The following is a 21,509-nucleotide window of genomic DNA, read 5'->3' as shown; positions in this document are numbered from 1 at the left end:
GTTCCTTGGGGTATGGGAGGCGGCGAAACGGGCCGACGTTGTCGCGACAGATAGCGGGTTGCGCGAAAATGTCACGTCCACGGCGAGAATTAGCCGCCCGAGATCAGCGAAAAGCCGGCCCGTGTGCCCAGACCGTCAGTGAAAACCGCTCGCCCGCCGTGACGGGCGTCACCCGGTGCAGCAGGAAGGCCGGAAACAGCGTCGCCGTGCCGCGCGCCGCGTTGGCCGTCACCGCGTGGCCCGACGGCATGACTTCCAGCAAACCGCCGGTGTAATCGTCTGCCGCGCTCAGCTGCACCACGATTGTCAGTTTGCGCTTGGCCGCCAGCCGCCCGTCGCCGATATCGGCGTGCCAGTCGAAATGCCCCTCGCGCTCGGCGCCATATCGGGCCACCTGCGGGCTTTCGCCGAATTCGGTCAGGTCAAAACCGAAGACATCGCGGTTGGCGCCGCGCACCATGTCAATCACCCTGTCCATCACCCAGCCCGCCTCGGGTACGTCGTCGAGCCATGTCAGCTCGGCCCGGCGCAGGTTGTGGTCGCGATTGGCACCGACAAGCCGGGCATCGCGCGGAACGGCGGCGCGGGCATAGCCCACGATGCGGTCGCATTCGGCATCGCTCAGGGCATCAGGCAGGCTGTGAACGGCAATCATCGGGGCACGCAATTCAGGCAGGGTGCCGCGATCTAGAGCGGGCGCCACCTCCCCGCTGGCCCATGCGCGACAGCGAAGGCGGAAACCGACATGAACGACCGACGCCTCAGCCGGGATCACGCCAGCGGTTGGCAATGGGATAGCGCCGGTCCAGCCAGAACGCCCGCCGCGTCAGCCGCGTGCCCGGCGCCGACTGGAATCGCTTGTATTCACTGATGTAAATCAGGTGTTCCACCCGTTTGACCGTCGCGCGATCGTACCCTGCCGCCACGCAATCGGCGACCGACGCCTCGCCGTCGACCAGCATCTCGAGAATGCCGTCGAGCACCTCGTAGGGTGGCAGGCTGTCCTCGTCCTTCTGGTCGGGGCGCAATTCGGCGCTGGGGGGCTTGTCGATCACGCGGGGGGGAATCACCACGCCGGCGGGCGCCAGCATCCAGTCGCGGTGATTGGCGTTGCGCCAGCGGCAGGTGGCAAAGACCCGAGTCTTGTAGAGGTCCTTGATCGGGTTGTAGCCCCCCGCCATGTCGCCATAAATCGTGGCATAGCCCACCGCCACCTCGGACTTGTTGCCGGTGGTCAGCAGCATCTCTCCAAACTTGTTGGACTGCGCCATCAGCAGCAGGCCCCGCAGGCGCGACTGGATGTTCTCTTCCGTCAGGTCCGGCGCGCGGCCCGCGAACAGCGGCGCAAGCGCCTCTGTCACCGCGTCCTGCGGCCCGGAAATGGCCACCTCGTCCAGCTTGCAGCCTAGGCTTCTTGCCACCGCCGCGGCATCCTCCAGCGAGGCTGGCGAGGTATAGCGCGAGGGCAGCATCACGCAGCGCACGTTGGCCGGGCCCAGCGCATCTGCAGCAATCGCAGCAACCAGCGCGCTGTCGATCCCGCCCGACAGGCCCAGCAGAACCTTCGAAAATCCCGTCTTGCGCAGGTAGTCGCGCAAGGTCAGCACCATCGCGTGATAATCCTGCTCCAGATCGTCGGGAAAGTCCGCGCGCGGCCCCGGTTCGGCCCGCCATCCCTCGGGGCCACGGGTGAAATCGACATGCACCACCGCCTCTTCGAAGAGCGGCAATTGCACCACGATCTCGCCACCCGGGTTCAGCACGAAACTGCCGCCGTCAAAGGCTTGGTCGTCCTGCCCGCCCACCATGTTGAGATAGACCAGTGGCAGTCCGGTTTCGGCCACGCGGGCTTGCATCGTGTCGCGCCGGATCGGGAACTTGCCCCGGAAATAGGGCGAGCCATTGGGCACCAGCAGCAGGTCCGCGCCGGCATCGGCCGCCGCCGCGCAAACCTCCGGGTACCACGCATCTTCGCAGATCGGCGCGGCGAGGTTCAGCGCGCCGATCGCAGCCGATGGCTGCGACCTTGGCCCGCGGTTGAACTGGCGCACCTCGTCGAAGACATCCATGTTTGGCAAGTAATGCTTATAGCGGCGCGTCAGCACGCGCCCGCCCGCGCAGATGTGAAAGGCGTTGTAAAGACGCCCATTTTCCGCGAAGGGCCCGCCGATGCCAAGCGCCGGACCATCGGCACAGGTCACCGCCAGATCCTCGATCGCAGCCATCGCCGCGCGGTGAAAGGCGGGCTTCATCACCATGTCCTGCGTCGAGTAGCCGGTGATGAACATCTCGGGCAGCGCCACCATGTCGGCACCCGCCTCCCGGCCCTGCTTCCATACGGCGCGGGCCTTGGCGGCATTGCCGTCAAGATCACCCACCGTGGGGTCGAGCTGGCCCAGCGTCAGGCGGAAGCGTTCGGTCATCGGCAACTCCTCGGCAAACCCTGACGGGTTTAGCAGAACCCCGCGCAAGGGAAAGATGAATGCGCCCTTGACCACGGCCAATCCCGTTGTCTCGCCGGGCGTGCTCCATTAGGCTTTGGCTGCTGGCAAAAGGAACCGCGAAGAATGCACAAGATGACCTTTGGCGCCACCGCCATCGGGCTGGGGCTTGGCCTCGCCGCCGCCACGACAGCGACAGCCCAGACCGTCGAGACAAAGCAATATGCCGATGGCGGCGTCTACGAAGGGACGTTTGCCAATGGCAGGCCCGACGGCACCGGCACCTATACCTTGCCCAACGGCTACCAATATTCCGGCGACTGGGTGAATGGCGAGATCAGCGGCCAGGGCACCGCGCGGTTCCCCGACGGCGCGGTCTACGTGGGCCAGTTCGCGGCCGGCAAACCCTCGGGCAAGGGCAAGATCACCTTTGCCGATGGTGGCAGCTACGAGGGCGACTGGACCGACGGCAAGATGACCGGCATCGGCCTTGTGACCTACGCCAACGGCGTCACCTATCAGGGCGAGCTGCGCGGCGGCCTGCCCAACGGTCAAGGCAAGATGACCGCGCCTGACGGCTTCATCTACGAAGGCACATGGGCCAACGGCGTGCGCCAGGGCCAAGGCACGCTGACCTATCCCGACGGCAGCAGCTATACCGGCCAGCTGGCCGACGGCAATCGCGACGGCGACGGCACACTGACCACCGCGGCAGGGCTGATCTACAAGGGCACATGGACAATGGGCCAGATCAACGGGCAAGGCTCGCTGACCTGGCCCAATGGCGACAGCTACGAGGGCGATTTTGTCGATGGCCAGCGCGAGGGCAGCGGCAAGGTCTCCTACGCCAATGGCGATGTCTACCAGGGCAGCTTCCACAACGACCTGCGCGAGGGGCAAGGCAGCTTTCAGGGCAAGGACGGCATGTCCTACATCGGCACTTGGAAAGCGGGCAAGATGGAGGGGACCGGGACACTCACCTACCCCGACGGCTCTGTCTATAACGGCGATTTCGTCGCCGGCCTGCCCGAGGGGCAAGGCAAGATCACTTATCCCGATGGCGCCACCTACGAAGGCGGCTGGGCCCACGGCCTGATCGACGGGCAGGGCACCGCCACCTATGCCGACGGCACGACCTATACCGGCGGCTTTGTCGCCGCACGATTCGATGGCAAGGGTAAGCTGACCCGCCCTGATGGCTACAGCTATGACGGCGACTGGAAGAACGGACAGCGCGACGGAACCGGCACCGCCACATATCCCAATGGTGCGGTCTATATCGGCGGCTTCTCCGAGGGGCTGCGCAGCGGCACCGGCAAGCTGACCGTCCCCGACGACCCGGCCACGCCCGAAGATGACAGCTTCACCTATGACGGCGACTGGTCCAACGGCGAGATGAGCGGGATGGGCACGGCCACTTACGGCAATGGCGACGTCTACGCGGGGCAGTTTGCCGCCGGGCAACGTCAGGGCCAGGGCACGCTGCGCTTTTCCAACGGCGACACGCAGACCGGCGTCTGGCAGGACAACCTCCTGCCCGCCCAACCCGCACCTGATGCCACGGCGCCGGACGCGGCGACGACGGACATCAACGGCAACTAAACCACCTCGCCCGCATCCAGCCGGGCGAGCCAGGCCTCCGCCTCGGCCAGCACGGTTTCGCGCCGGGCGGGGTCCATCCGGTCCCAGGTGGCATAGACCTGCCGCAGCCGCGCGTTTCGGCCCAACCGGGCGCGCTGGCGGTCCATGAAATGCCAGTAGAGCAGGTTGAACGGGCAGGCGTTGGGCCCGGTCTTGTCCTTCACGGCATAGGCGCAACCGCCGCAATAATCCGACATCCGGTCGATATAGGCGCCACTGGCGGCATAAGGTTTCGACGCCAGCAGCCCGCCATCGGCGAACAGCGTCATGCCCACCACGTTGGGCGCCTCGACCCACGGATAAGCATCGGCATAAACGGCAAGATACCATTCCTGCACCTCGGCCGGGTCGAGCCCGGCCAGCAGCGCGAAATTGCCCGTCACCATCAGCCGCTGGATGTGATGGGCATAGGCCTCGTCGCGCGTCTGCGCCACGACAGCGCCCATGCAGGCCATCGCCGTGGGCGCGCCCCAGTATAGCGCGGGCAGTGGGCGGTGGGCGTCCAGCGCGTTGCGCGCCTCGTAATCCGGCCCCGCGCGGAACCACACCCCGCGCACGTATTCGCGCCAGCCGATCACCTGCCGGATGAACCCTTCGGCGGCATTAAGCGGCACCCTGCCCGCCTGCCACGCCGCCTCAACCTGCCGGCAGATCGCCAGCGGCTCCAAAAGCCCCGCGTTAAGGTATTGGCCGATCACCGCGTGATACATGAAGGGCTGGCCGGCCATCATCGCGTCCTGGTAATCGCCGAACCGCGGCAGGCCCGCCGCCAGCCAATGCTCGAAATGCGCCTGCACGGCATTTTCTTCGGTCGGGAACCAGAACGGCTCCAGCGTGCCGAAATGGCCGGCGAAGCGCTCGGCGACGATGTCCAGCACCGCCCGCACCGTTTCGTCCGGCTCGAACCGCAACGGCCCGTCGAACTCCACCGCGCCCGGCGGCGGCTTGCGGTTCTCGGCATCAAAGTTCCACTGCCCGCCCGCAGGCTTGCCCCCTTCCATCAGCAGGCCCGTGCGGCGGCGCATCTCGCGGTAGAAATACTCCATCCGCAATTCCTTGCGCCCCTCGGCCCAGGCGTCGAACTCGGCATGGGAACACAGGAACCGGTCATCCTCGAAGAGGTGGACGGGAACCGGGCTCTCCTCCAGCGCCGCGATCAGCCGCCAGTCGCCCGGTTCGGTCGCCAGCACCTCGACAGCCCCGCTCTCGGCCGCGCGGCGCAGCAGTTCTCCGACAATGCTCTGGCTGTTCTCCGGGTCGTCCAGCCGACTATAGGCTACTTGCCAGCCCGCCTCTTGCAACCGCGCGGCGAACTTGCGCATCGCGGCGAAGAGAAAGGCGATTTTCTTGGGGTGATGCGGCACCGATCCCGCCTCGCCCATCACCTCGGCCATCACCACGACATCGCGCGCGGGGTCACCCTCGCGCAGCGCCCTCAGCCCCGGCAAAAGCTGGTCGCCCAGCACAAGGATCAGTCTCACCACGGCACCTCGGCGCCGGAATAGTCGAAAAAGCGGCCCGATTGCGCGGGGGCCAGGCCCGAGGTCACGCGGATCAGATTTTCCGCCGCCACCTCCGGCGCGACGGTGGGGTGCCGCCCGGCATAGGCAGCGGTAAAGGGCGTGGCGACCGTGCCGGGATGCAGCGCGACGCAGACGGCCTGCCGATGGGTGCGGCCCAGCTCCACCGCCGCGCCCCGCACGATCTGGTTCAGCGCGGCCTTCGACGCGCGGTAGCTGTGCCAGCCGCCGATCCGGTTGTCGCCGATGCTGCCCACCCGCGCCGACAGCACCGCGACCAGCCCCGGCGCGTCCCGGCGCAGCAGACGCGGCACATGCCGCAGGATCAGCGCCGGCCCGATGGCGTTGACGGCCATGACATGCGCCATCGCCTCGGCCTCGATCGCGGCCAGCGCCTTTTCCGGCGCGCCGCCCGGCGGGGCCAGGATGCCCAGCGCGATCCAGACCGCGTCGAACGGCCCCTCGAGCGCGCCCAGCACCCGCTCGACCGCGGCCGGATCGGTCACGTCCAGCCCGTCGGCCTTCCGCGACAGCCCGGTCACCGCCCAGCCGTCGGCCGCCAGCGCTGCGGCCAGCGCCGCGCCGATCCCGCCCGAGGCCCCGATGATGAGAGCATCCTTCATGCCGGGCCACCTAGAACGCCCCGCCGCCTTCGCCAGCCCCTTCATCTTGCCCCAAATACTCCCGCCGGAGGCGGAAACGGCTTTTCAAAGGCGCCTCGCCCGGTATAGAAAATGCCTCATGAACACGCGCGCCCATATCATCGCCTCGGCCCCCTCGGGTCTGACGCTGCGCGCCCTGCTTCTCCTTAGCCGCCTCTGAGCGTGCCATCGGCGCGACCGCTCGGAGGGGATCAGCGCCGGATCACGCTACAGGACCAAAGGACACATGACATGACCGACAAGACCCGCGTGTTGATCTTCGACACCACGCTGCGCGACGGCGAGCAAAGCCCCGGCGCCACCATGACCCACGAGGAAAAGCTGGAAATCGCCCAGATGCTGGACGAGATGGGCGTCGATATCATCGAGGCCGGCTTTCCCATCGCCTCCGAGGGCGATTTCCGCGCCGTCAGCGAGATTGCGAAACAGGCGCAGAACGCCACGATCTGCGGCCTTGCGCGCGCCAACTACAAGGACATCGACCGCTGCTGGGAGGCGGTGAAGCACGCGCGTTCTCCGCGCATCCATACCTTCATCGGCACCTCGCCGCTGCACCGCGCCATCCCCAACCTCGACATGGACCAGATGGCCGAGCGCATCCACGATACCGTGACCCACGCCCGCAACCTCTGCGACAACGTGCAATGGTCGCCGATGGACGCCACCCGGACCGAGCATGACTATCTCTGCCGCGTGGTCGAGATCGCCATCAAGGCGGGCGCCACCACCATCAACATCCCCGATACCGTGGGCTACACCGCGCCGCGCGAGAGCGCCGACCTGATCCGGATGCTGATCGAGAAGGTGCCCGGCGCCGACGAGATCATCTTTGCCACCCATTGCCACAACGACCTTGGCATGGCGACGGCCAACGCGCTGGCCGCGGTCGAGGGCGGGGCGCGGCAGATCGAATGCACCATCAACGGCCTGGGCGAGCGCGCGGGCAACACCGCGCTGGAAGAGGTGGTGATGGCGATCAAGGTGCGCGGTGACATCATGCCGTTCCACACCAGCGTCGACACGACCAAGATCATGAACATCTCGCGCCGGGTCGCGACCGTCTCGGGCTTTCCGGTGCAGTTCAACAAGGCCATCGTCGGCAAGAACGCCTTTGCCCATGAAAGCGGCATTCACCAGGACGGGATGCTCAAGAACGCTGAGACGTTCGAGATCATGCGCCCCACCGATATCGGCCTGTCGGAAACCAGCCTTGTCATGGGTAAGCATTCGGGCCGTGCCGCGCTGCGGGCAAAGCTCAAGGAGCTGGGGTTCGAACTGGCCGAGAACCAGCTCAACGATGCCTTCGTGCGGTTCAAGGACCTCGCCGACCGCAAGAAGGAGGTCTATGACGACGACCTGATCGCGCTGGTCCGCCAGAACGACGCCGCCGAGGACCGGCTGAAGCTGAAGCACCTGAAGGTTGTCTGCGGCACCGACGGCCCCCAGACCGCCGACATGGTGATCGAGATCGACGGGCAGGATCGCACCATCCACGCCACCGGCGACGGCCCGGTCGATGCCAGCTTCAACGCGGTCAAGCAGGCCTTCCCCCACAAGGCGCGGCTGCAACTCTACCAGGTCCACGCGGTGACCGAGGGCACCGATGCGCAGGCCACGGTCAGCGTCCGGCTGGAAGAGGACGGGCGCATCGCGACAGGCCAGTCGGCCGATACCGACACGGTCGTCGCCAGCGTCAAGGCCTACGTCAACGCGCTCAACCGGCTGCTGGTGCGGCGCGAGAAATCGGCGCCGGGCGACGACGTGAAGTCGGTCAACTACAAGGACGCGGGCTAAGCCGACCCGAACGGGGCGGGGCCGGACAGGGCCCCGCCCCGCATCATGCATGAAAACTGCAATTTCCGGGCCAGTCACCATCCGATTCCGCGCCGGAAATGTCGGGTTTTCACAAGCGGCGTCTTCCTGCCGAACCCCAATGAAACAAGGCCTTTCGCCCATTGGCCGACCCGCCTATAACGAGGCCCGGCCCCGCTCGTCAGAGTCGCGGGCCCGTAGGGACATTGGGAACGGAAGGCCTCGGAATGGCGAGCATGGGCGGCTGGTTTTCGTCGGATATGGCGATCGACCTCGGCACGGCGAATACACTGGTCTACGTCAAGGGGCGCGGCATCGTCCTGTCGGAACCATCGGTGGTGGCCTACCACGTCAAGGACGGCGTGAAAAAGGTTCTGGCCGTCGGCGAGGACGCCAAGCTGATGCTGGGCCGCACGCCCGGCAGTATCGAGGCGATCCGCCCGATGCGCGACGGCGTCATCGCCGACTTCGACGTGGCCGAAGAGATGATCAAGTACTTCATCCGCAAGGTTCACAAACGCACGACCTTCTCCAAGCCCAAGATCATCGTCTGCGTCCCCCATGGCGCGACGCCCGTTGAAAAGCGCGCGATCCGGCAATCGGTTCTCTCCGCCGGCGCCCGCCGCGCGGGGCTGATCGCCGAACCCATCGCGGCCGCTATCGGTGCCGGCATGCCGATCACCGACCCCACCGGCAACATGGTGGTCGATATTGGCGGCGGCACGACCGAGGTTGCGGTCCTCAGCCTTGGCGACATCGTCTATGCCCGCTCGGTCCGCGTCGGCGGCGACAGGATGGACGAGGCGATCGTGAACTACCTGCGCCGCCAGCATAACCTGCTGGTCGGCGAATCCACCGCCGAACGCATCAAGACCACCATTGGCACTGCACGGATGCCCGATGACGGGCGCGGTCAGTCGATGATGATTCGCGGCCGTGACCTTCTGAACGGCGTGCCCAAGGAAACCGAGATCAGCCAGGCCCAGGTGGCCGAGGCGCTGGCCGAACCCGTCCAGCAGATCTGCGAGGCGGTGATGACCGCGCTCGAGGCCACCCCGCCCGATCTTGCCGCCGACATCGTCGATCGCGGCGTGATGCTGACCGGCGGCGGCGCCCTTCTGGGCCAGCTTGACCTGGCCCTGCGCGAGCAGACTGGGCTGGCGATTTCGGTCGCGGACGAGTCACTCAATTGTGTCGCCCTGGGCACCGGCAAGGCGCTGGAATATGAAAAACAGCTCCGGCATGTGATAGACTACGATAGCTGATCCCGGCTTCGGACCGGGGCGGGATCGACCCAGGCAGACAGACGGGGACCTGCACCCTTGGCGCGCGACAGACAGACAGCCGACGATTTCATCGGACCGCTGCGCCGGCTTCTTGTCGGGCTGACGGCACTGGTGCTGATCGCGATGGTGCTGGTCTGGCGCATCGACAGCCCGCGCATGGAACGCTTCCGCGCTGCCGTCATCGACCGCGTCGTGCCCTCGATGGACTGGGCAATGGCGCCAGCAACGCTGATGGCCAACCTCGTCGCCGATTTTCAGAGCTATACCGGCCTTGCCGCCCAGAACGCCGATCTCCGGCGCGAATTGCAGCAGATGAAGGCGTGGAAAGAGGCCGCCCTTCAGCTGGAACAGGAAAACGCCAAGCTGCGGGACCTCAACAAGGTCCGGCTGGACCCGAAACTTACCTACATCACCGGCGTCGTGATGGCCGATAGCGGCTCGCCTTTCCGGCAATCGGTGTTGCTGAACGTCGGCGCACGCGACGGCGTGGTCGATGGCTGGCCCGCGATGGACGGCATCGGCCTTGTCGGGCGTATTTCGGGCGTGGGCCACCAGACCAGCCGCGTGATCCTGCTGACCGACACCTCCAGCAAGATCCCCGTGGTCGTCCAGCCATCGGGACAACGCGCGATCCTGTCAGGCGACAACACCATCGCCCCGCCGCTCGACTTTCTCGAAAACGCCGACCTTGTACGCCCCGGCGACCGCGTGGTGTCGTCGGGCGATGGCGATGTCTTTCCCGCCGACCTGCTGGTCGGGCAGGTGGTGCTGGGCAGCGACCGGCGCCTGCGGGTGCGGCTGGCCGCCGATTACGAACGTCTGGAATTCCTGCGCGTGCTGCGCAGCCAACCCACCGAAACGCTCGCAGATCCCGGCGGGCTGGTGGTAGGCCCGACTTCGGCACCATCGGCCTCCACGCCGGATGCGGGAACGGGGACTGATACCGGCGCCGGACCGACCAACGGGGGCACCAATGGCTGAGCTTCCCTCAACCCGCCGCTGGCTTGGCCGGCTGAGTTTCACGCTGATCGCGTTGGTGCTGATATTCGCCAAGCTCTTGCCGCTTGATACCATGCCGCGGCACTGGGCGCCGCCCGACATCGTGCTGGCCATCACCGTGGCATGGGTCGTGCGCCGCCCCGATTTCGTGCCGTCATGGCTGATCGTCACGATCTTTCTGCTCTGCGACATCCTGTTTCAGCGCCCGCCGGGCCTTTGGACATTGATGGTCCTCCTCCTCACCGAAGGGCTACGCAGCCGCTCCGAAGGCCTGCGCGATGTCCCGTTCATGCTTGAATGGGCAACTGTCGCTGTTGGCCTCATCTTGATTGCCGTTCTCAACCGCACAATCCTCGCCATCCTTCTTGCGCCGCTTGCGCCGCTTGGCCTGACGCTCAGCCAGCTTGCGTTGACCATCCTGATCTATCCCGTCATCCTTATGGCCTCGCAGGTCCTCTTCGGCGTGCGCCGCCCGGCGCCGGGTGAGGTGGACGGACTGGGGCACCCGCTATGAGACGACCGACACGCGATACGCTCGACAGCGCCCGCACCATCAACCGCCGCACGCTTGTCGTTGGTGGGCTGCAGGTTGGCATGCTGGGCGTGCTGGGCCTGCGAATGCGCTCGATGCAGATCGAACAGGCCGACAAATATCGCCTTCTGGCCGACGAGAACCGCATCAACATCCGCCTGATCCCGCCCGCGCGGGGCCTGATCTTTGATCGCAACGGCGTGAAACTCGCCACCAACGAGCCTAACTACCGCGCTGTCATCGTGCGCGAGGATGCCGGCGATGTCGAAGCCGTGCTGCGCCGCCTGCAAGATCTTGTGGCGATCAGTGACAGCGACATCGCCACCGCCATCGAAGAGATGAAACGCCGCTCGGCCTTCGTGCCGGTCACGATCTCGGAACGGCTCAGCTGGGAAGATGTCTCGCGCATCTCGATCAACGCCCCTGCCCTGCCCGGCATCACTGCCGAGGTGGGTCTGTCGCGGCATTATCCGATGGGCGCGGACATGGCCCATGTCGTGGGCTATGTCGGCCCGGTCAGCGATTACGACCTCAGCCGTCTGGACGATCAGGATCCGCTGCTGCAGATCCCGCGCTTTCAGATCGGCAAGACCGGGGTTGAGAACAAGCTGGAGCGCACATTGCGTGGATCCGCCGGCACCAAGCGGATCGAGGTCAATGCGCTGGGCCGCGTCATGCGCGAGATCGACCGGCAAGAGGGCGTTCCGGGTTCCGACGTGCAATTGACCATCGATTCGGCGTTGCAGGGCTATGCCGAGGCGCGGCTTGACGGGCAATCAGCCGGCGCAATCGTGATTGACCTGCAATCGGGCGACCTGCGCGCCGTGGCGTCAACACCGGGCTTTGATCCCAACCTGTTCGTGCGCGGCATTTCGGTCAGCGACTGGACCGCACTCAATCAAAACAAGTTTCGTCCGCTCGCTGCCAAGGCGGTGCAAGGCACTTACCCGCCGGGCTCCACCTTCAAGATGGTCACCGCACTCGCCGCATTCGAGGCTGGCGTCCTTGACCCCGAAGAAACCATCTATTGCAAGGGCTTCACTGATATCTCCGGAACCCGCTTTCACTGCTGGAAGGCGTCCGGGCACGGCAATGTCAACTTTCAGGACAGCCTGCGCTTCAGTTGTGACAGCTATTACTACGAGGTCGGACAGCGTGTTGGCATCGACAATATCGCCGCGATGGCGCGCCGCCTCGGCATAGGCGTCAAGCACGATCTGCCGCTTTCGGCCGTGGCCGAGGGCCTTGCGCCCGACAAGTACTGGAAGTCGCGCGTGCGCGCCGAAAGTTGGCGCATCGGCGATACAGTCAACGCAGCCATTGGTCAGGGTTACGTGCTTGCATCGCCGCTGCAGCTGGCCGTGATGATCTCGCGCATCGCCTCGGGCCGCAGCATTGAACCGCGGCTGGTGCGCGCCATCGACGGCGTCGAACAGCCCAGCGGCGCGGGCGAAACGCTGGGGATCAACGAGAACACCCTACGACGGGTCCGTGCCGCGCTCGATATCACTTGCAACGATCCGCGCGGCACCGCCTATGGCTCGCGCATTGCCGAGGCCAGCATGCGGATGGGCGCCAAGACCGGCACAAGCCAGGTTCGCCAGATCACCGCCGCGGAACGCGCCAACGGGATCACCAGCAACGACCAGCTGCCATGGGAGCAACGCGACCACGCGCTTTTCGTCTGCTTTGCGCCGGTCGAAGCGCCGAAGTTTGCCGTCGCCGTCGTGGTGGAACATGGCGGTGGCGGGTCAACTGCCGCGGGCCCCTTGGCGCGCGATATCATGCTGCAGGCGCTCTACGACGGTCCACCCCCGCTCACTGCCTATCCCTCGCACCTGCGCCGGGGCATCGCCGCGCAGCAGGAACACATCCGCAACCGCACCGTGCCCGGCGCGACCGCAACCAGCGCCGACCAGGCCTGAGGGGGCGCGCGATGAGCTATCTTGAGTATAACGTCAAATACGTCCCCACCGGACTGCGCAAGCTGCTCTACATCAACTGGCCGATCGTGCTGTTGCTGACGGCCGTCAGCTGTGTCGGGTTCCTGATGCTTTACTCGGTCGCCGGCGGGTCGGCGCAGCCGTGGATGGACCCGCAGATGAAGCGGTTCGGCATCGGCATGGTGTTGATGATCGCGGTCGGCATGGTGCCAATCTGGTTCTGGCGCAACATGGCGGCACTGGCTTATCTCAGTTCGCTCGCGCTGCTCGTGGTCGTCGATGTCGCGGGGTCGATCGGCATGGGCGCGCAACGCTGGATCGACCTTGGCGCGATCCGCCTGCAACCCTCGGAGCTGATGAAGATCACCTTGGTGATGCTGCTGGCCGCCTTCTATGATTGGTTGCCGGTGAAAAAGGCATCGCATCCCGGCTGGGTGCTTGTCGCCGTCACCATCATCCTTGTGCCGACCGCGCTGGTGATGAAACAGCCCGACCTCGGCACCGCCATCCTGCTGCTCTTGGGCGGCGGCACGGTGATGTTTCTCGCCGGTGTTCACTGGGCCTATTTCGTCACCGTGATCGGCGCGGGCGTCGGCCTTGTCGCGACGGTCCTGAAAAGCCGCGGCACCTCTTGGCAACTCCTGAAAGATTACCAGTTCGCCCGGATCGATACCTTCCTCGACCCCGGCAACGACCCGCTCGGCGCGGGCTATCACATCACACAGGCCAAGATCGCGCTGGGCTCTGGCGGCTGGGCCGGGCGCGGCTTCATGCAGGGAACGCAAAGCCGGCTGAATTTCCTGCCCGAAAAGCACACCGACTTCATCTTCACCACGCTGGCCGAAGAGTTTGGCTTCATCGGGGCGATGTCGCTGCTGGTGCTTTACGCCCTCATCATCGCCTTCTGCATCAGCTCGGCGATGCAGAACAAAGACCGCTTCTCCTCGCTGCTGATCCTCGGCATCGCGATGACCTTCTTCCTCTTCTTCGCGGTCAACATGTCGATGGTCATGGGCCTGGCCCCGGTCGTGGGGGTGCCGCTACCGCTGGTCAGCTACGGCGGCTCGGCGATGCTGGTGCTGCTGGTGGCCTTCGGGCTGGTGCAATCCGCCCATGTCCACCGCCCGCGATGAGCCTCAACATCCTCTTCGCCGCCCGGGCCGACCGCTGGCCGCTCTGGCGCGCGCCGCTTCAGGCCGCGCTGACGGCCGAGGGGCTCGCCGCCGACCTTTCGCCCGATCATCCGCCTGAGACAGCCGATTACATCGTCTATGCCCCGGGCGGCCCGCTGACCGATTTCACCCCCTGCACCCGCGCCAAGGCGGTTCTCTGCCTCTGGGCCGGGGTGGAAAGCATTGTCACCAACCCCACGCTGACCCAGCCGCTGGCCCGCATGGTCGATCCCGGCCTGACGCAGGGCATGGTCGAATACGTCACCGGCCACGTCCTGCGCCATCACCTCGGGATGGATGCGCATATCCTGCGGCAAGCGGGCTGGAGGCAGGTCGCGCCACCGCTGGCCAGTGAACGCTCTGTCACCCTCCTCGGCCTTGGCGCCTTGGGCCAAGCCTGCGCACGGGCGCTGACCGCCCTCGGCTTCCCCGTCACCGGCTGGAGCCGCACCGCCCATGACGTCCCCGGCCTCACCTGCCTGCACGGCGATGCGGGCCTCGCCCGGGCGCTCTCCACCGCGCAGATCCTCGTCACGCTGCTGCCCCTCACCCCCGACACCGAAAACCTGCTCGACGCGCGCCGCCTGGCCCTGCTGCCGCGGGGGGCCACCCTCATCAACCCCGGCCGCGGCGGCCTGATCGACGACACCGCGCTTCTCGCCGCGCTCGACACGGGCCAGGTCGGCCACGCCACGCTGGACGTCTTCCGCATCGAACCACTGCCGCCGGATCATCCCTACTGGAGCCATCCGCGCGTCACCGTCACGCCCCATATCGCCGCCGATACCCGGCCAGAGACTGCCTCCCGCGTCATCGCCGCGAACATCCGCCGCAGCGAAGCGGGCCAGCCGCTTCTGCACATGGTGGACCGCGCCCGCGGCTACTGACCCTTCTTCTGGCCGAAAATACTCCGGGGGAGGGCTGCCGCAGGCAGACCGGGGGCAGCGCCCCCAAACACCCGAGCGGCGGCACGCCGCGAGACGAAAGGCGCGCGGGCCGTCAGGCCCGCTCCGCCGGGTTCAGCGCAGCTTTGGCGGGCGGTCCGGGTCCATCCCCGGTGCGCCCGGTGCCTCGGCGCGCGCGGGCTCCGGCAGGTCGAAGCGCAGGCCTACCTTTGCAAGCCGCGCCGCCATCGGGTCCGATGACGCGATGAAGGCAACGTCGATCATGCCTGCCTCGATCCCGGAAAAGGTCAGCGCCTCGCTCACCGCCGCGGCAAGCGCGGCCTGGGCTACCGGCAATGCGTCGACGAAGGCCAGCAAGTGCGACCGCGTGCCATCGTCATACGCCACGCCTGCCAACCATGCCCAGCGCGCCATGCCCGCCGCCAACGCCAGCTTGCGGTCCAGCCCGCGCACCACCGCCTCGGGCAGGCCCGTCGGCGCGAAGACCTCCACCGGCTGCGCGTCGCGCGCCTCGGGGCCGCGGGCCAGCGTTGCGGCCAGCCAGTCCACCGCCTCGGCCGGGATCAGCATCGCCGAGGGCGCCACGGCAAGGTTCAGCCCAAGCCCCAGCCGCTGTCCCGCCAGCATCACCGCCAGCGCCCGACCTGCCATCGCGGCGTAGTCGGCCCCCTCGCCCACGAATCCCGCCAGCCGCTCGACCCGGTCGAAGACCAGCACGAATTCCTGATCCTCCACCTCGAAACTCGCGGGCGTAATCGCCTCGCCCCTCGCCTCGGCATCGAGGACAAGGAACAGCTCGGAATCGGCCAGCCGCTCGTAGAACCGCAGGCGCGCGCCGTCATCCTCGGGCGCGGCCTCCATCGCGGCATGGGCCTCGTCCAGTTCGGTCGTCTCATCCATCGGCCTGCTCCATCACGTCGCGCACCCGCGCCCGCAGCGCCGGGACCAGCTCGGCCTCGAACCACGGGTTGCGTTTCAGCCATGCCGTATTGCGCCATGACGGGTGCGGCAAGGCAAAGACGCGCGGCGCATGATCGCGCCAGCCTGCGACCGTCCTTGTCACGTTCCGCGCGCCCAGATGCCAGCGCAGCGCATGGCCGCCCACCAGCACCGTCAAGGGCACTGCCCCCAGCGCAGCCATCACCGGCGCCCGCCATGTCTGCGCACAAAGGGGCGGCGGCGGCAGGTCGGCGCCTGACGCGTCATAGCCTGGAAAGCAGAAGGCCATCGGCACGATCGCCACGCGGGTCCGGTCATAGAACGCCGCCTCGTCCAGCCCCAGCCAGTCGCGCAGACGATCGCCCGAGGGATCGGTGAAGGGCCGCCCGCTGGCATGAACCCGCGCGCCGGGCGCCTGCCCCGCGATCAGCAACCGCGCGCCGGGGGCGAACCAGACCACCGGGCGCGGCGCGTGGGCCGTGGCGGTGGCGGCAAACCGATCGGCGCACAGCCGGCAGGCCGCGATGCCCGCCTGCAGATCGGCCGCCCCCGTCATGCTACTGCATGACGTGGATCAGCGTATGCACCCAGATGCTGCCGGCATAGCCCAGCGCCACGGCCCAGGTCCATTTCAGGTGGCTCATGAAGGTATAGACCGACACCATGCGCCCGCTGGCATTGGGCATCTTCGCCGCCCCCATCAGCGCCACGCCCGCCGCCGAACCGACCGACAGCAGCGATCCGCCCACGCCTGCGGTCAGTGTCACCAGCATCCACTGGCCATGCACCATGCTCGGGTCCATCGACAGCACCGCCGACATGACGGGGATGTTGTCGACGATTGCCGACAAGACGCCGACAAAGGTATTGGTCAGCGTCGGGCCGAAATCGCCGTACATCACGCGCGACACCTCGACGAGAAAGCCCAACTGCGCCACGCCCGCCACCGCCATCAGTATGCCATAGAAGAACAGCAGCGTGTCCCATTCCAGGTTCTTGATGCTGATCATCGGGTCGAACGGCTTGAACTTGGGCTTGAAATCCCGCTCAAGCACCGCGCGCAACTCGCTGTCGACCCCATCGGGCAGTACCGGCGCCTCGTATTCGCCGTGTTCCCGATGCTGCAGGAAATAACCGTAAAGCATCAGTAGGCCGAGGCCCGTCGTCATCCCGATAACCGGTGGCAGGTTCAGCATGACATGCGCCGATACGGCAAGAAACAGCGTGAAGACGAAGAGGGCGATCATGGTCCATGCACCGCGCTTCATCGTCACAGGGGCATTATAGACCTGCGCCTCCGACGACTTGACCGCGAAGGACATGATCAGCGCCGGGACCAGCCAGTTGACCAGCGACGGCAGAAAGATCGAGTAGAACTCGAAGAACTCGACCTTGCCCGATTGCCAGACCATCAGCGTGGTGATGTCGCCAAAGGGGCTGAAGGCGCCGCCCGCGTTGGCGGCCACGACAAGATTGATCGACGACAGCGAGACGAACTTGACGTCCCGCGTGGCCGTGCCGACGGCCAGAACCACGCTGACCAGCGCCAGCGCCGTCGTCAGGTTGTCGAGGAAGGGCGAAAGCAGAAAGGCCGAGGCACCCGTCGCCCAGAAGATCGCCCGCTGCGAGAGGCCTGCATCCAGCATCTTGTAGCGCACCATCTCGAAAACGTTGCGCTCCTGCAAAGTGACGACAAAGGTCATCGCGGTGACGAGGAAGAAGGTCAGCTGGCCGATCTCGATCGTGGAATGGTCAAAGCCCGCCTCCATCACCGCAAGCAGGTGTTCATCATTCTGCATCCCGTAGACGACCGCAACGATCGCCCAGATCACGCCCGCCCCGATCAAAACCGGGATCGACTTTTTCAATTCGTGGCGTTCACCCCAGATCACCACGAGGTAAGCCAGAACCAGCGTCACGACGACGCCCCATGGCAGCGCGCCGGTGGTCAGGTTCGGCACGGCGTAATCTGTCGCGGCAAGGCCGGGAGTGGCACTGGCAAGCAGGGCGAGGATGGCAAGCAGGATGCGCATGCGGGGCTCCATGTCTCCAAGGGGCGGACCGCACGCGGTCCTGACTGCTGTGGTCCCTGCCCGGCGCAATCTCTGCATCCGGCAGGGGTCCGCATTGCGTAATGGTCCGGCAAGCCTTGTGCAACTCCTCTCGGGCCCCGCGGGTGCCGGGCCCGGAAACCTGCCTTATTTTCCTCACGATTGCGTTGCACAAGGTGATCTGCGCAGGAGACGGGCGGCAAGACAGTTGTGTTGCGGCGCCCTTTACCGGCATAATGTTCCAAATCGCGCCCGGCCACCGGGCGCAAACGATGATCCGTCGCAACAATGGCGGACTGTCCGAGCAGGGCGAGAGCGGTTGGGCGATGCTCGAATTTGTGAACGTCAGCAAGTCCTTCTGGACAGGCAAACAGCGCAAGGTCATCCTCGACCGTGCCTCGTTTCGCGTCGAACTTGGCCGTTCGCTGGGTATTCTGGCGCCCAACGGCACCGGCAAGACCACGATCATCAACATGATGGCCGGGCTGGAAAAACCCGACGAAGGGCAGATCCGACGCAGTTGCCGGGTATCTTTTCCGCTGGGCTTCATGGGCGGGCTGATCCCCAAGCATTCGGGCCGCGAAAATACCCGCTACATCGCCCGCATCTACGGGCTCGATCCCGACTATGTCGAGGCGTTCAGCCGCTGGATGTGCGGGATCGACGAATATTTCGACATGCCCGTGGGCACTTACTCCACGGGTATGAAATCGCGGCTGATGTTCTCGTTGATGTTGGCGCTGGAGTTCGACATGTATCTCATCGACGAGGGCATGCCGCAGACCACCGATGTCGAGTTCAACCGCAAGGCCGGCGAAGTGCTGCGCGAAAGGTTGGAAACGACGACCGTCGTCATCGTCTCGCACCAGCCCAAGACGCTGGAGCGTTTCGCCCATTCCGCGGCGGTCTTGCGCGACGGCCAGCTGCACATGTTCGACACCCTGGAAGAAGCGAAACAGCTTTATGACTACCAAACCTAAGGCCCGCAAATTCCGCATCCGGCGCAGCGAACCCCTTTCGGGTGGCGCAGCGACCGGTGACGGTGCGACCGATAGGGGCGCGACCCAGCCCCGCGCCCCCGAACAGGGGATCCGGGTGGTGGCGTCCTCGGCCACGCAGTCCGGGCAGGATGGCATCTCGGGCAATATCGACAGCCCCCGCACCGTGGCCAGCGAGAACGACATCGACGCGATCCGCCGCGAAGGGCTGACAGGCCGCCAGCTGCGCATGGCCCGCCGCGTGGCGCAGAAGAACGGGCTTGCCGTAACTTCGGATTTCGACGCAGTGCGCCAGTTGCGCGAACGTGGCATCGACCCGTTCCAGCGCACCAACATCCTTGAACTGGTCATCCCCAACACCGACGAGCTTGATGGCGGCCCCGGTGGTCAGGAGCGGTTGCCGCAGGTCACCACTGGCAATGGCCGGGTGCAGCTCCCCCAAACCGTGCCCGACCCGCAGCGCAACTTGCCCTCGACGGATCGTGTCGCCGCGGCGGCCCAGCGCGCCTCGGAAATCCGCGCGATTCAGCGTGACATCGCCCGCCGTCGTCGCCGCGCCACCGCAATGCTGGCCGCGCGGCTGTTCACCTTCGTGATGCTGCCCACGATCCTCGCGGGCTATTACTTCTACGTCATCGCCACCCCGATGTACGCCACCAACACCGAGTTCGTGATCCAGAACGCGCAATCCACATCGGCGGCCGCGGGCCTTGGCAGCCTGTTTGCGGGCACCTCGATGGCAACCCAGCAGGACAGCATCACCGTACAGGCCTACCTGACCTCGCGCGCAGCGATGATGCGGCTGGACCAGGATCACGGATTCAAGGCGCATTTCAGCCAGACATGGATCGACCCGATCCAGCGCCTGCCGGCCAATGCCAGCAACGAGGATGCCTACAAGCTTTACCAAAGCCATGTGAAGCTCAGCTACGACCCGACCGAGGGCATCCTGAAGATGGAAGTCATCGCAGCCGATCCCAAGACCAGTCAGGAATTCGCCGAGGCACTGGTGGGATATGCCGAGGAACAGGTCGACCAGCTGACCCGGCGACTTCGTGAAGACCAGTTGGCCGGCGCGCAAAAGAACTTCGACCTCGAAGAGGCGCGGCGGGTGGATTACCTGCAAAAATTGCTCGACGTGCAGAACCAGGTTGCTGTGATCGACCCGGTCAGCGAGACGGCCTCGGTGATGAGCCAGATCACAGCCTTGCAGACGCAACTGTCGCGCAAGCAACTGGAACTGGCAACGATGCAAAGCGCTACAAGGCCCAATCAGGGCCGGGTGGATGCGCTGCAACAGGAGATCAGCAACCTCAACCAGCTGATCGCCGACAACCGTTCGAAACTGACGCAGACCGATGGCAACAACGCCTCGCTCGCCTCGAAATCCTCCGAGGTGCGCATGGCCGAAGAGAACTACCAGGCGCAAGTGCTGCGCGTCCAACAGGCGCAAAGCATGCTCGAGGTCGCCCGGACCGAGGCCAACCGGCAGGTGCGCTACCTGTCGATGGGCGTGCAACCCATCGCGCCGGACAAGCCCACCTACCCACGCGCCTTCGAGAACACGATCCTCACATTCCTGATCTTCGCGGGCATTTACCTGATGCTGTCCTTGACGGCCTCCATCCTGCGAGAGCAGATGGCGGCATGATGAAGGATGTCTCTATCGGACCGCTGACGGTCTCCAACGACCGGCCGCTGACGGTCATCGCCGGCCCCTGCCAGCTGGAAAGCCTTGACCATGCGCAGATGATCGCGGGCCGGATGGCCGAAATCTGCGCCAAGGCGGGCGCGCAGTTCATCTTCAAGGCCAGCTATGACAAGGCCAACCGCACGTCGCTTTCGGGCAAGCGCGGGCTGGGCATGGACGAGGGGCTGCGGGTGCTGGACGAGGTCAAACGCGCCTTCGGCGTGCCGGTCCTGACCGATATCCACGGGATCGACCAATGCGCGCCGGTGGCCGCCGTCTGCGACGTGCTGCAGATCCCCGCCTTCCTCTGCCGTCAGACCGACCTGTTGTTGGCCGCGGGCGAGACGGGGGCGGTCATCAACGTCAAGAAGGGCCAGTTTCTTGCGCCCTGGGACATGCCCAATGTCGTGGCCAAGATCGAAAGCACCGGCAACACCCGCATCCTGCTGACCGAGCGGGGGGCCTCCTTCGGCTACAACACGCTGGTCGCGGACATGCGTAGCCTACCGATCATGATGCGCACCGGCTACCCGGTGGTGATGGACGCGACCCATTCGGTGCAGCAGCCCGGCGGCCAGGGCGGCAGCTCTGGCGGCCAGCGCGAATTTGCGCCCGTGATGGCGCGCGCCGCGGTCAGCCTCGGCATCGGTGCGGTCTTCATCGAAACGCACGAGGCGCCCGATACCGCGCCGTCGGACGGGCCGAACATGATCCCGCTCGACCGGATGGAGGCGCTGGTCGGCAGCCTGATGGCCTTTGACCGGCTGGCCAAGGCCGACCCGCTGCGCGTCTGATCAAAGCGCGGCGAGCGCCAGCGCCAGCGTCTGCGAGGTGGCGATCACCGCAAGGCTCAGCGCCGAAACGGTCAGGAGAAAGGCAAGGGGCACGGTACGCATCGGTCACTCCATCGGCTGTTGT

18 protein-coding genes are annotated in these 21,509 nt (G+C 66.0%); 11 read left to right on the top strand and 7 right to left on the bottom strand.

The genetic code is table 11. The features are described from left to right. Window positions 1–103 precede the first annotated feature (103 nt). Together GC146_RS01080 and GC146_RS01075 are read right to left on the bottom strand one after the other, a co-directional pair. The gene (locus GC146_RS01080; protein ID WP_291833135.1) at window positions 104–655 is read right to left on the bottom strand and encodes a 2OG-Fe(II) oxygenase; all 552 of its coding nucleotides are present in this window, start codon (window positions 653–655) and stop codon (window positions 104–106) included. A 106-nt stretch (window positions 656–761) separates the two neighbouring features. After that, window positions 762–2,423, bottom strand: coding sequence for an NAD+ synthase (locus GC146_RS01075; RefSeq protein ID WP_291833133.1), 1,662 nt, complete (start codon window positions 2,421–2,423; stop codon window positions 762–764). Between the two features lie 153 nt (window positions 2,424–2,576). On the opposite strand from GC146_RS01075, the gene GC146_RS01070 reads away from it, so the two are divergent. Then, on the top strand, window positions 2,577–4,043 hold the full coding sequence (locus GC146_RS01070) for a 2-isopropylmalate synthase (protein ID WP_291833416.1): 1,467 nt from the start codon (window positions 2,577–2,579) through the stop codon (window positions 4,041–4,043). Here the strand turns inward: GC146_RS01070 and GC146_RS01065 are convergent. After that, window positions 4,040–5,566 carry a cryptochrome/photolyase family protein gene (locus GC146_RS01065; protein ID WP_291833130.1) on the bottom strand — a complete coding sequence of 509 codons (1,527 nt, stop codon included), beginning with the start codon at window positions 5,564–5,566 and terminating at the stop codon, window positions 4,040–4,042. The two genes, GC146_RS01070 and GC146_RS01065, sit on opposite strands and share 4 nt — an antisense overlap. After that, the gene (locus GC146_RS01060) at window positions 5,560–6,225 is read right to left on the bottom strand and encodes an SDR family NAD(P)-dependent oxidoreductase (protein ID WP_291833127.1); all 666 of its coding nucleotides are present in this window, start codon (window positions 6,223–6,225) and stop codon (window positions 5,560–5,562) included. The genes GC146_RS01065 and GC146_RS01060 overlap by 7 nt, the downstream gene beginning before the upstream one ends. Before the next feature lie 270 nt (window positions 6,226–6,495). On the opposite strand from GC146_RS01060, the gene GC146_RS01055 reads away from it, so the two are divergent. From GC146_RS01055 to GC146_RS01025, 7 genes are all read left to right on the top strand, one after another. Beyond that, entirely contained in the window at window positions 6,496–8,058 is a 1,563-nt protein-coding gene (locus GC146_RS01055; RefSeq protein WP_291833124.1) for a 2-isopropylmalate synthase, read from the top strand. Between the two features lie 245 nt (window positions 8,059–8,303). Further along, the gene (locus GC146_RS01050) at window positions 8,304–9,341 is read left to right on the top strand and encodes a rod shape-determining protein (protein WP_291833121.1); all 1,038 of its coding nucleotides are present in this window, start codon (window positions 8,304–8,306) and stop codon (window positions 9,339–9,341) included. 57 nt (window positions 9,342–9,398) lie between these two features. Then, entirely contained in the window at window positions 9,399–10,343 is a 945-nt protein-coding gene (gene mreC, locus GC146_RS01045; RefSeq protein WP_291833118.1) for a rod shape-determining protein MreC, read from the top strand. Beyond that, on the top strand, window positions 10,336–10,875 hold the full coding sequence (locus tag GC146_RS01040) for a rod shape-determining protein MreD (RefSeq protein ID WP_291833116.1): 540 nt from the start codon (window positions 10,336–10,338) through the stop codon (window positions 10,873–10,875). Before mreC ends, GC146_RS01040 begins: the two co-directional genes overlap by 8 nt. Continuing rightward, entirely contained in the window at window positions 10,872–12,818 is a 1,947-nt protein-coding gene (mrdA, locus tag GC146_RS01035) for a penicillin-binding protein 2 (RefSeq protein WP_291833113.1), read from the top strand. Before GC146_RS01040 ends, mrdA begins: the two co-directional genes overlap by 4 nt. Window positions 12,819–12,829: 11 nt before the next feature. Continuing rightward, window positions 12,830–13,969 (top strand): rod shape-determining protein RodA, encoded by a 1,140-nt coding sequence (gene rodA / locus GC146_RS01030; RefSeq protein ID WP_291833110.1) that lies wholly within the window; start codon window positions 12,830–12,832, stop codon window positions 13,967–13,969. Then, complete coding sequence (locus GC146_RS01025) at window positions 13,966–14,895, top strand: glyoxylate/hydroxypyruvate reductase A (RefSeq protein ID WP_291833108.1); 930 nt, start codon at window positions 13,966–13,968, stop codon at window positions 14,893–14,895. Before rodA ends, GC146_RS01025 begins: the two co-directional genes overlap by 4 nt. A 132-nt stretch (window positions 14,896–15,027) precedes the next feature. On the opposite strand, the gene GC146_RS01020 is transcribed toward GC146_RS01025, so the two are convergent. From GC146_RS01020 to nhaD, 3 genes are read right to left on the bottom strand one after another with little or no spacing between them, the layout of a single operon-like run. After that, window positions 15,028–15,813 (bottom strand): SseB family protein, encoded by a 786-nt coding sequence (locus GC146_RS01020; protein ID WP_291833105.1) that lies wholly within the window; start codon window positions 15,811–15,813, stop codon window positions 15,028–15,030. Further along, window positions 15,806–16,408: a uracil-DNA glycosylase family protein gene (locus GC146_RS01015; RefSeq protein WP_291833102.1), complete on the bottom strand. Its 603-nt coding sequence runs from the start codon at window positions 16,406–16,408 to the stop codon at window positions 15,806–15,808. Before GC146_RS01015 ends, GC146_RS01020 begins: the two co-directional genes overlap by 8 nt. A 1-nt stretch (window position 16,409) precedes the next feature. Next, window positions 16,410–17,885 (bottom strand): sodium:proton antiporter NhaD, encoded by a 1,476-nt coding sequence (gene nhaD, locus GC146_RS01010; RefSeq protein ID WP_291833100.1) that lies wholly within the window; start codon window positions 17,883–17,885, stop codon window positions 16,410–16,412. Window positions 17,886–18,229: 344 nt separating this feature from the next. Here nhaD and GC146_RS01005 point away from each other — a divergent pair, with 344 nt between their 5' ends. From GC146_RS01005 to kdsA, 3 genes are read left to right on the top strand one after another with little or no spacing between them, the layout of a single operon-like run. Continuing rightward, a complete protein-coding gene (locus tag GC146_RS01005) occupies window positions 18,230–18,883 on the top strand; it encodes an ATP-binding cassette domain-containing protein (protein WP_291833414.1) in 654 nt (217 codons plus the stop codon). Then, the gene (locus tag GC146_RS01000) at window positions 18,867–20,552 is read left to right on the top strand and encodes a capsule biosynthesis protein (protein WP_291833097.1); all 1,686 of its coding nucleotides are present in this window, start codon (window positions 18,867–18,869) and stop codon (window positions 20,550–20,552) included. Before GC146_RS01005 ends, GC146_RS01000 begins: the two co-directional genes overlap by 17 nt. Then, on the top strand, window positions 20,552–21,385 hold the full coding sequence (kdsA, locus tag GC146_RS00995; protein ID WP_291833412.1) for a 3-deoxy-8-phosphooctulonate synthase: 834 nt from the start codon (window positions 20,552–20,554) through the stop codon (window positions 21,383–21,385). Before GC146_RS01000 ends, kdsA begins: the two co-directional genes overlap by 1 nt. The last annotated feature ends 124 nt before the right edge of the window (window positions 21,386–21,509 follow it).

Source organism: Limimaricola sp. (assembly GCF_016125575.1).
In the GTDB taxonomy this organism is placed as follows: domain Bacteria; phylum Pseudomonadota; class Alphaproteobacteria; order Rhodobacterales; family Rhodobacteraceae; genus WGLM01.
The sequence above is the reverse complement of the archived record's forward strand: the minus strand, read 5'-3'. Positions and strand labels throughout refer to the sequence as shown.